The organism is Thermobacillus xylanilyticus (assembly GCF_907165215.1).
GTDB lineage: Bacteria > Bacillota > Bacilli > Paenibacillales > Paenibacillaceae > Thermobacillus > Thermobacillus xylanilyticus.
Genome location: NZ_CAJRAY010000077.1, coordinates 78,222 through 87,822, shown reverse-complemented (window position 1 = coordinate 87,822; position 9,601 = coordinate 78,222). Strand labels below are relative to the sequence as shown.

At 66.6% G+C, this 9,601-nt stretch carries 8 protein-coding genes; all 8 read right to left on the bottom strand.

Annotated features, from left to right (window positions below):
- Positions 1-100 precede the first annotated feature (100 nt).
- The gene (locus tag KJQ12_RS14195; protein WP_213485282.1) at positions 101-820 is read right to left on the bottom strand and encodes a glycosyltransferase; all 720 of its coding nucleotides are present in this window, start codon (positions 818-820) and stop codon (positions 101-103) included.
- Between the two features lie 79 nt (positions 821-899).
- Positions 900-1,865, bottom strand: a complete 966-nt coding sequence (locus KJQ12_RS14190; protein WP_244860624.1) for an NAD-dependent epimerase/dehydratase family protein — start codon at positions 1,863-1,865, stop codon at positions 900-902.
- Between the two features lie 5 nt (positions 1,866-1,870).
- Complete coding sequence (locus KJQ12_RS14185) at positions 1,871-2,701, bottom strand: dTDP-4-dehydrorhamnose reductase family protein (protein ID WP_015254090.1); 831 nt, start codon at positions 2,699-2,701, stop codon at positions 1,871-1,873.
- Positions 2,698-3,681: a polysaccharide biosynthesis protein gene (locus tag KJQ12_RS14180; protein WP_213485278.1), complete on the bottom strand. Its 984-nt coding sequence runs from the start codon at positions 3,679-3,681 to the stop codon at positions 2,698-2,700. Before KJQ12_RS14180 ends, KJQ12_RS14185 begins: the two co-directional genes overlap by 4 nt.
- A complete protein-coding gene (gene wecB, locus KJQ12_RS14175) occupies positions 3,671-4,774 on the bottom strand; it encodes a non-hydrolyzing UDP-N-acetylglucosamine 2-epimerase (protein ID WP_213485349.1) in 1,104 nt (367 codons plus the stop codon). The genes KJQ12_RS14180 and wecB overlap by 11 nt, the downstream gene beginning before the upstream one ends.
- Before the next feature lie 530 nt (positions 4,775-5,304).
- Complete coding sequence (locus tag KJQ12_RS14170; protein WP_244860623.1) at positions 5,305-6,900, bottom strand: glycosyltransferase family 4 protein; 1,596 nt, start codon at positions 6,898-6,900, stop codon at positions 5,305-5,307.
- Between the two features lie 126 nt (positions 6,901-7,026).
- The gene (locus KJQ12_RS14165) at positions 7,027-8,157 is read right to left on the bottom strand and encodes a CgeB family protein (RefSeq protein ID WP_015254086.1); all 1,131 of its coding nucleotides are present in this window, start codon (positions 8,155-8,157) and stop codon (positions 7,027-7,029) included.
- A gap of 73 nt (positions 8,158-8,230) precedes the next feature.
- A complete protein-coding gene (locus tag KJQ12_RS14160; RefSeq protein ID WP_213485274.1) occupies positions 8,231-9,373 on the bottom strand; it encodes a CgeB family protein in 1,143 nt (380 codons plus the stop codon).
- Positions 9,374-9,601: the final 228 nt, after the last annotated feature.

The window sequence follows — 9,601 nt, the reverse complement described above, 5'->3', positions numbered from 1 at the left end:
AAAAAAAAAAAAAATTGAGCCAAACGGCTCCTGTATCCCCTAACCTGTAACGCAAGCAAACGCACACCTACCCAACCCGTCACCCCGGTCCCGCCGCAGCCTACACCGCAATCCCCAGCTGCCGCAGAAACGTGCTCCACCGCCCCGCATACCGCGCGAACGTCGCCTCCACCTCCGCGCGGATCGCCTCCCGGTGGCGCACCGTGCCCATGGCGTCGTGCATGCGGTACTCCGTCAGCGGCTCCCCGAGATAGTGGAAAGGAAACCCCGCCAGCATCGCCCGATACCAGAAATCGAGATCATGCGTGAACGGCAGCCCTTCATCGAAACCGCCCAGCCGCTCGAACAACTCCTTGCGCATCATGACCGTGCAGCCGTTCACCGGATTGCCGTCCACGAAAGCCCGGTAAAACAGATCCGGCCGGTCTCCCACCAGCAGCACATGCGGATTCGTCACGCGGCCTTCGCCGTCGATGACCGCGAACGCCGTATGGCCGATCCACGCGCCGGCCGCCTCCATCGCCGCCATCTGGCGGGCGATTTTCTCCGGCCGGAACCGGTCGTCCGAGCTGAGCCACGCGACATACCGGCCGGAGGCGAGCCGGAAGCCCGCGTTGAGCGCGCTGGCCGTGCCGCCGTTCGCCTTGCCGATGTAGTGGACGCGGTCCAGGTAAGGTGCGAGCAGCTCGGCACATGACGTCGACCCGTCGTCGACGACGATGACCTCGACCGACGGATGCGTCTGCGCCAGCGCGCTCTCCACCGCCTCCGCCACATACGGATCATTGTAAAAAGGAATCACGATCGTTGCATCCGCCATAATCAACCCTCCTCACACCGGCAGCCCGTCAACCCGTCGGCAGCCCGCCCGACCGACGCCCTTTACACCGTCAACCCATTCAACCGCCGTCGGACCGCATAAACCAGGCGACGCTTCCCGCGTCATCGTCCAGCGTATCGGCCACCGACAGCGCGAACGGAATCTCCGGCCGCCAGCCGAGCGCGCGCAAAGCCGACGCATCCGCAGGCGGCGGCGACGGCGCATCCGAATCGCCGATCGACCATTCGACGCGGAAACCCGCCGCCCGCTCGTACGCCGCCGCCACTTCGCCGAGCGTCCGCTGCCGGCCCGACGCGATCGGATAGACGCCGCCGGGCTCGCCGCGCTCGAGCAGCAGCGCATACGCCTTCACCGCGTCCCGGACATCGACGTAATCGCGCCGCTCCACCAGGCTGCTCAGCGGGAAGGGCGCCGGGTCCGGCGCGCCGACCAGACGGGCCCGCCGCAGTGCGCGGATATGCGCGGCGATCAGCGCCGGCAGCCCCATGGACGGTCCGGGGCCGATCAGATTGGCCGGCTCGGCGACGATCGCCGCCGTCCCGTACAGATGATGCCAGCTGCGGACGACCGCGGTCAGCAGCGTCTTGCTCAGACTGTACGGGTGGGGCGGCCGGGGCGCCCCGCCATCCGCAGGCCAATCGAAGCGCAGCATCGAGCCGGCGGCCGCGAACCGAAAGTCCCCGCCCTTCTCACGCCGCGCCGCCTCGAGCAGATAGACGGCCGCCATCACGTTGGCTTCCATATACCTTGCCGGCTCGCGCCAGGACGGTCCGGCGGAACTGAGGCCCGCCAGGTGCAGAATCCAGTCCGGCCGGACCCGGGCGATCAAGCGCTCAACCTCATGCCGGTCCGTCAGCTCGCACCCTTCCGCCGCGGCTCCCACGTGCCGCAGCACCGCCGCACGCGGATCGTCCGTCGTCCGAAGCACGCCGACCACATCGAACCCCTGCCTGGCGAAATACCGGCAGGCGTGCAGGCCGCAGAAGCCGCCCGCTCCCGTCACGAGCAGCCGGATGCCGACCATGCCGGTCACCCTTCCCGCATCCAGTCGGCCAGCTCCGCCAGCATCTCCGGATAATCGGGCGGCATATAATCGAAGTCCGTCCGCTCCCGAACCAGCGTCCGGTCGATGCGCGGCTCATCCGAAGGCCGGATCGTCACATCGTCCCGGCCGAACGCCTCGCGGAACATGCCGAGCAGTTCCAGCTTGCTGACGATGCGCGGCGCCGTCAGATGCACGAGCCCGCCGATCTCCGGACGGCCGGCGGCATATTCCACCGCCCGCGCCAGTTCAAGCGTCGTGACACCGTTCCACAGCACCCGGGCATAGCCGTTCACCGTCCCTTTCTGCTGCAGGAACCAGCGTAGCAGTCCGATCCCATCCGGGCGGATCTCCGGCCCGATGATCGACGTGCGGATCGTCAGATGCCGCGGATCGTGCACCTCGCCGAGCGCCTTCGTCCGCGCGTACGCCGACACCCCGTCCGGCCGGTCGGACTCCCGGTACCCGCCCCGATCGCCGAGGAAAACGCAATCCGAACTGATGTGGATGAGCCGGCCGCCCGCCGCCTCCGCCGCCCGCGCCAGCCAGTGCGGCAGCAGCCCGTTCACGAGATACGCTTCTTTCGGCCGGCGCTCCGCATCCTGATTGAGCACCCCGACGCAATTGATCACAAGATCGGGACCGACCCGCCCGATCGTCTCCGCGGCGGCGTCGAGGTCCGTCGCATCGAGCTTTAGCTCCCCGATTCCTCCGGAAAGCCTCCGCACCGTGTACCACACATCAGCGCCCGTCTTCCGGAAATACCGGACCATCATATGCCCGGCCATGCCGTTGCCGCCGATGACAAGCACTTTCATGAGAGGAACCCTCCCCGGATCAGCATCGCGCGAATCTCGTCCTTCGTCATGAGCGAATCGGCCGAACTGAAACTTTGGAACTGCACCTTCGGATAGCCCGCATACCGCTCCGCCAGCCCGGGAATCGCGAGCGGCGGCAGGATGACCAGATACTCCCGGTCGTAGACGACCGTGCTCTGGCTCTCGAACTCCGTGAGCAGAATCTCGTCGATCTTCTCGCCCGGCCGGACGCCCGTCTCCACGATCGGCACCCGCCGTCCATACGCCTCCATCAGCACCTCCGCCAGATCGACGATCCGGCAGGTCGGCATCATCATGACGAAAATCTCGCCCCCGACGCTTTCCGCCGACGCCTTGAACAGCAGCCGGATCGCATCCTCCAGCGTCAGGAAGAACCGCGTCATGCGCCGATCCGTAATCCGGACCTCCTGCTTCTCCATGATCTGCTGCCGGAACAGATGAATGACGCTGCCGTTCGTGCCGAGCACGTTGCCGCCCCGGACACAGACGAACGTCGTGCCGCTGCGCAGCAGATTCGCGTACACGATCAGCTTTTCGCCGATCGCCTTCGTCATGCCGTAGAAATTCGACGGATTCGCCGCCTTGTCGGTGGAAATGTAGATGACCCGCCTCACCTTGTTCGCGATCGCCGCCTCGATGACATGCTGCGTGCCGAGCACGTTCGTCTTGAGCGCCTCGTACGGCTGCTCCTCGCAGACCGGCACATGCTTCAGCGCGGCCAGGTGGAACACGTAATCGACGCCGGCGCAGGCGGCAACCAGCGCTTCCCGATCCCGGATATCGCCGATGCGGAACGTCAGGCGCCGGTCCTCAAACTCGCGGCTCATCGCCACCTGCGCCGCTTCGCTGCGGGAGAAGACGATGATTTCCGCCGGGTCCTGGGGAAGCAGCTGGCGCACCAGCTCGTGTCCCCACGAACCGGTGCCGCCCGTCACGAGGATGCGCGCATTAGTGAACACCCCATTTCCCTCCCAGCAAAAATTTGACCACGATATCCGACACATTGTCCGCATCGTATCCTTCCGGCACCTTCCAGCGGGGCGGCAGCGACGTCATCGCCGTGACGGCTTCCGCAATCCGTTCCGCCGCCACGCCGCACACGACATTGCTGCCGCAGTCCACCGTCTCCGGCCGCTCCGTCGTGTCCCGGATCGTCACCGTCGGCACATGGAACAGGCAGCATTCCTCCTGCACCGTGCCGCTGTCCGTGATCGCGCAGAACGCCGACTGCTCGAGCCTTGCGAAGTCGAAGAACCCGAACGGCTCATGGAACTCGACCAGCGGATGGCGCTGAATCGCCGCCCCGCCGGACTCGATCCGGTGGCGGGTGCGCGGGTGCACGCTGCAGATGAGCCGCTTGCCCGTCCGTTCCGCCGTCCGGTTCAGCCCTTCCACGATCGAGGCGAGCCGCTCGGGCACGTCGACGTTTTCCGCCCGGTGCGCCGTCACGATGATGTATTCGCCGGGCGTGAGGGCCAGCCGGTCGAGCACATCGCTCGCCCGGATGCGGTCTCCCTGATGGAGAATGACTTCGCGGATCGGGTTGCCCGAGATGACGATCCGTTCGCTCGGGAATCCCTCGCGCAGCAGATTCTGCTTGCTGTACGGCGTGTACGGCATGTTGATCGTCGACACCGCGTCGATGACCCGCCTGTTTTTCTCCTCGGGCACCTTCAGATCGTAGCAGCGATTGCCCGCCTCCATGTGCACGACCGGAATGCCCATCCGCTCGGCCAGCACCGCGCACAGCGCGCTGTTCGTATCGCCGAGCACGAGGACGACATCCGGCTTCTCCTGCGCCAGAATGCGGCCCGTCTCGCGGAACATCTTGCCGAGCTGCCCGCCGACGGAATAGTCATTCGCCGCCGCGGGCAGCGCGTAGTCCGGCTTCCGCACCCCGAGTTCCGTGAAGAAAATATCGCTCAGCCGCGGATCGAAATTTTGTCCCGTATGCACGAGCACATGCCGATCCGCCAGCCGGTCCAGCTTCTCGATGATCAGGCTGAGCCGGATGATCTCCGGCCGCGTGCCGAGAATCGTCGCGACGCGCAATTCGCCCACCTGCCTTCCTGGATGAAATCGACGCCTGTCCGGGACCTGCCCCGCCAACGCCAAACCCTCGCATGCTCCTGTAGCGTGGCATCCGCGTTACAGCTCACGCGGCAATGCTCTGCTCGACCCTGTAACGCGGTATCCACGTTACAACTCACGCAGACACGTCCCGCTCGACCCTGTAACGCGGTATTCACGTTACAACTCACGCAGACACGTCCCGCTCGACCCTGTAACGCGGTATCCGCGTTACAGCTCACGCAGCAATGCCCTGCTCGACCCTGTAACGCGGTATCCACGTTACAACTCACGCAGACACGTCCCGCTCGACCCTGTAACGCGGTATCCACGTTACAACTCACGCAGACACGTCCCGCTCAACCCTGTAGCGTGGTATCCACGTTACAACTCACGCAGCGACGTCCCGCTCGATCCTGTAGCGTGGTATCCGCGTTACAACTCACGCAGCGACGTCCCGCTCGCCCCTGTAACGCGGTATTCGCGTTACAGCCTCCCGGGCAACGAAACCGTCAACTTCTGCTGCGCCGCCTCTGCCTGCGGCTCCTTCCCGACCGCCGTCCGCGCCTTGCCCCGGCGATGCGCCGCGAGGCCCTCCTGCGCACGGCGGCGCGCCTGCCGCGGCGCGCAAGCCGCCTCGCCCTGCGGCTCCGCAGCCGTCTCCTCCCGCGCCCCGCGCGCCGGCCTCCTCGCGTCCGCCGCACGCGCCGGCGGCGGCGCCTTCCGCCGCGGGACGCGCCGTCCCCGATGGCCGGACCGTGCGGCAGCGCCGCGATCACCTCGTCCGGCACCTGCCGGACTTCCTCGAACCGGTGCCCGGCGGCGAGGAATGCCGCCCTCGACGCAAACCGGCGCAGCGCGATTCCCTGGCGCAGATAGATCGCGGGCCCACTGCCGCGGATCAAGACGGCGCTCGGCATCGACTCGGGACGGAACGCGGCGAGGAACGCCTGCAGCCTCGCCCGGTACGCGTCGATGCCGTAGGCGGCGATCGCCGCCTCGCGGCTACGCGCCCCGATCCCGGCCATCTGGTCGGGATGATCGAGCAGCCCGATCAGCGCGGCAGCCAGCGCGCCCGCATCGCCGGGCGGCACCGCCCGCTCCGTATTGCCCGTGGCGGCGTGGATCTCCGCCAGCCCGCCGGAGGCGTACGAAATGACGGGTTTGCCGAACATCATCCCCTCGAGGGCGGTCAGGCCGAACCCTTCGGCCGCCACGCTCGGCACCACGAGCGCGTCGAGCGCCGGGTAAATCCGCTCGATCCGCGACTCGTACCGGATCCACCGGTAGCGGTCGATCACGCCGGCCTCCCGCGCCATCCCGAGCCCGGCATCGAAATACGGCTGGTCGACCGGATTGCCGACGATCAGGAACCGGGCCTCCGGATGGCGGGCGGCCGCAGCCAACGTCGCTTCCATGAAATGATGGAAGCCTTTGTTCGCATAGATGGACGAGGCGATGAATCCGACGAGCGGCTGCCCGTCGCCTACGCCGAGCATCCGGCGCATGCTTTCGCGGTTCAGCGGCCATTCCTCCGGCCGAAGCTCCCGCTCATCCCACGACGGCGGCAGCAGCGCCGACTTCGCCTGGGTGTCCGCCAGCTTGAACGGCGCGAGCACCGATTCGGAGATCCCGATGATCCGGTCGGCATGCGCGCCCATGAAGGCGGCAATGTGCGCCGTGTGCGCCGTCTCCTGCATCGTCTCCATTACGGCCCAGACGACCGGAATACCGAGCGCGCGGGCGGCTATGGCCGGCAGCGGATGGACGCAGGTGGCCGTGACGACGGCCGCCGGCTCTTCCGTCGCCAGCCAGCGCACGAGCTGCCGGAACGGTTCGCCGGCCATCCCGCCCAGCACTTCCTGTTGCCAATGGGGCAGGCCGAGATAGAAGGAAACGGCGAGGGGAAGCGGCAGCACGACGGTCCGGAAGCCGGCCGCGCGCGCATCCGCCGCGATCCGTCCTTCACCCGGCACCGCCAGGATGCAGTCGTAGTAAGCCGCCAGTTCACGCAGCATGAAGGCGGTCAGTTTCTCCGCTCCGGTGACGAAGTCGGGGTTGCACAGATGGGCGAATACAACGAGCCGCGGTTTGCGCCATGCATTCATCACATCGTTCGGGCGCCTGAAAGCCCGGCACCTCCTTTGCGTGTACTACACCATATGGGGAAGGCGGACAACACGGCCCGGCATTTGGCCCGGCGCCGGATGCACATCTTGCGCGCCGTCCGATGGTCATCCGAACAATGCCCCAAGCATCGCATCCAGCCTGCGGGCGTACGAATGATCGCGCATCGTCCGGTACAATCCGTTCAGCGCAATCGCCCGCCGTTCATCCTCATGCACGAGATAATGGTCGATCTTCGCCGCCAGCTCTTCCGGCGAGGCGTACGTCTCGATCTCCCGCCCGGGCACGTAATAAGCAGCCAACTCGCTGCGGACGTCCGTCAGCTGCAGCGACGCGCAGGCCGCGATCTCGAACGTGCGCGGATTCGGCGACACCGCGCCCAGTCCAACGCTGTTGCTGTTGAACGTGCCGTCGTCGGGCTCCCGGTGCATGTTGATGACGATTTTTGCCCCGCCGTAAACCAGCGCCGTCTCCTGCGGCGTCATCCAGCGCCCCTCAATACGCGAAGCGAACTGCCGGTAGTCGCGCAGCCGCTCCCACCAGTAGCCGATGATCCTGAGATCCCGGCCCTTGAGGTACGGTAGCAGCTGGTCGAAGAACGCCACCCGGTTCCAGTACCCCGATCCGACGAACGCGATGTCGCATCGGACGCCGGCCGGCGCATTCTGCGGTCGGAAATGACCGGGATAAAAGCCCAGCGGCAAATGCCAGACGCGCTGACACCCGGCGGCGCGGTAGAATTCGACGCAGTTCGCCTCCAGCGTGAACACGTCGTCGTAATGAAGCGCCAGCGAAGCGGTAATGTCGGTATAGTACGGATCATCCGTGAACCAGATGACCGTCCGGATGCCGAGCTCCCGGATCCGGTCCGGGATGTCCGGCGGGACATGCAGGCCGTCAAGGAACAGCACCGCATCCGGACGGACGGCCGCGGCCGCGGAAGGCGCCTCTTCCTTCCGCTCGACGACGGTCAGCCGCGTCACCAGCTGCTCCAGGCTTCCCGCGATCGCCTCGTCGATCGGCGAATAGGGAAACCCTTTGCCCGTCGACACATACATGACATGAACGTCCCGCACCGGCAGCGGCGCCTCGGCGGCGCGGACGGTCCGCTCGCACAGTCCCATCCAATACCCGTCCCGCCAGCCGTCGCGCCAGCCGTCGCGCCTGCCGGCGGCATAGCGGCCGGCGTACGCCCTGTTCCGGACGGAACGTTTTCTTGCAGCGGCGGTCACGCGCATCACCCCTTTGTCCTCTCGCAGATTCCGCGTCCTTGCCGCAAGATCTTCAGCTGCACGATCATCCGCCGCACGATCAACCGCCGTAACCGAGCAGCCGCAGCAGGCTGCCCGCGCGGGCCGTGTACGTATGCTCGCGCAGCGTCCGGGCGAGCCCGCGCACGGCGATCCGGCGCCGCTCGTCGTCGTGTTTCAGATAGTGCCGGATCTTCGCGGCCAATTCGGCGGGGCTGTCAAACGTCTCGAGCTCAAGCCCGGGCCGGTAATACGCCTCGAGATCTTCGCGCCGGTCCGTGAGCTGGAAGGCGCCGCAGGCGGCAATCTCGAACGTGCGCGGGTTGACCGACAGCCCGGGCAGTCCGCTCGCATTCGCGTTGTCGGAGCCGGGCTCCGCCGTGCGGTGCAGGTTGATGACGATTTTCGCCCCGTTGTAATAGAGCACCGACTCGTCAACCGGCAGCCAGCCCGGCCGAATCGCGCGTTTCAGCAGCCCGTAAGACTTGAGCCGCTCCCACAGGCCGCCGGCGATGAACACATTGAGGTCCGCCAGCTCCTCCGCGATCGCGTCGAACGTCTCGACCCGGTTCCAGAACGCCTGGCCGATGAAGCAGACGTCGCACCGGTAGGCGGCGGGCGGCGTCACCGGACGGAACCGTTCGATATCGGCGGCGAACGCCAGATGATGGACTTCGGGGCAGCCGAGCGACCGGTACAGTTCCACCGTCGACCGCTCATGCGTCACGACGACGTCATAGTGCGGCGCGATCGCCACCGTCTGCTCCGTCACATAAGGATCGTCCGCGAACCAGACGGCCGTCCGGATGCCCATTTCCCGAATCCGGTCCACCTGCTCCAGATGGTCGTCCGGGAACACGTGCAAGCCGTTTAGCACGAGCACCAGATCGGGCCGGATGAGCGCCGCCATCTCCGCCATCCGGGTCGGATCGGCGACATGCAGCTCCGCCGCATGAAGCTGCAGCGCGCCGATCATGCCGTCGTCGATCGACTCGAACCCTTGCGGCACATAGAGCACCCGGATCGGCAGACGCTCGGGCGCTGCGGGCGGGAAGACAGCGGCCGCCGCCGCCGCGGCGCCTTCCCGCCAGCCGATCGACCACCCTTCCCGCCAGCCGTCCCGCCTTCCCGCCTGATACGCGCTGCGCCGGGCCGTTCGGACGCGCGGCGTGCTGCGTTTGCGGCTCAATGCCCGTTGTTGCATGCGGCTCACCGCCTTCTCCGCAGATTCGGCTGCAAATGAAGCGGAAGGCGCCGGCCTTGTGCGGCTTGCGCCTTCTTGTGCCGTCCTGGGTAATATATGCCGGGCCGGCCACACGCACATGGTCACTTGTCCGCCCGTCGCAAAAACAGGCTTCTGCCTGTCCCGGGCGCAAAAAAAATCCGCTGGAACGAAACCGAACGTTTCGTATCCAACGGATTTCTATTGCGT

Bases quoted from the DNA above. Each gene is read 5' to 3' on its own strand.
- KJQ12_RS14165 (WP_015254086.1), bottom strand. From the start codon at position 8,157: ATGCGCGTGACCGCCGCTGCAAGAAAACGTTCCGTCCGGAACAGGGCG.
- KJQ12_RS14195 (WP_213485282.1), bottom strand. From the start codon at position 820: ATGGCGGATGCAACGATCGTGATTCCTTTTTACAATGATCCGTATGTG.
- KJQ12_RS14190 (WP_244860624.1), bottom strand. From the start codon at position 1,865: ATGGTCGGCATCCGGCTGCTCGTGACGGGAGCGGGCGGCTTCTGCGGC.
- KJQ12_RS14170 (WP_244860623.1), bottom strand. From the start codon at position 6,900: ATGAATGCATGGCGCAAACCGCGGCTCGTTGTATTCGCCCATCTGTGC.
- KJQ12_RS14185 (WP_015254090.1), bottom strand. From the start codon at position 2,701: ATGAAAGTGCTTGTCATCGGCGGCAACGGCATGGCCGGGCATATGATG.
- KJQ12_RS14160 (WP_213485274.1), bottom strand. From the start codon at position 9,373: ATGCAACAACGGGCATTGAGCCGCAAACGCAGCACGCCGCGCGTCCGA.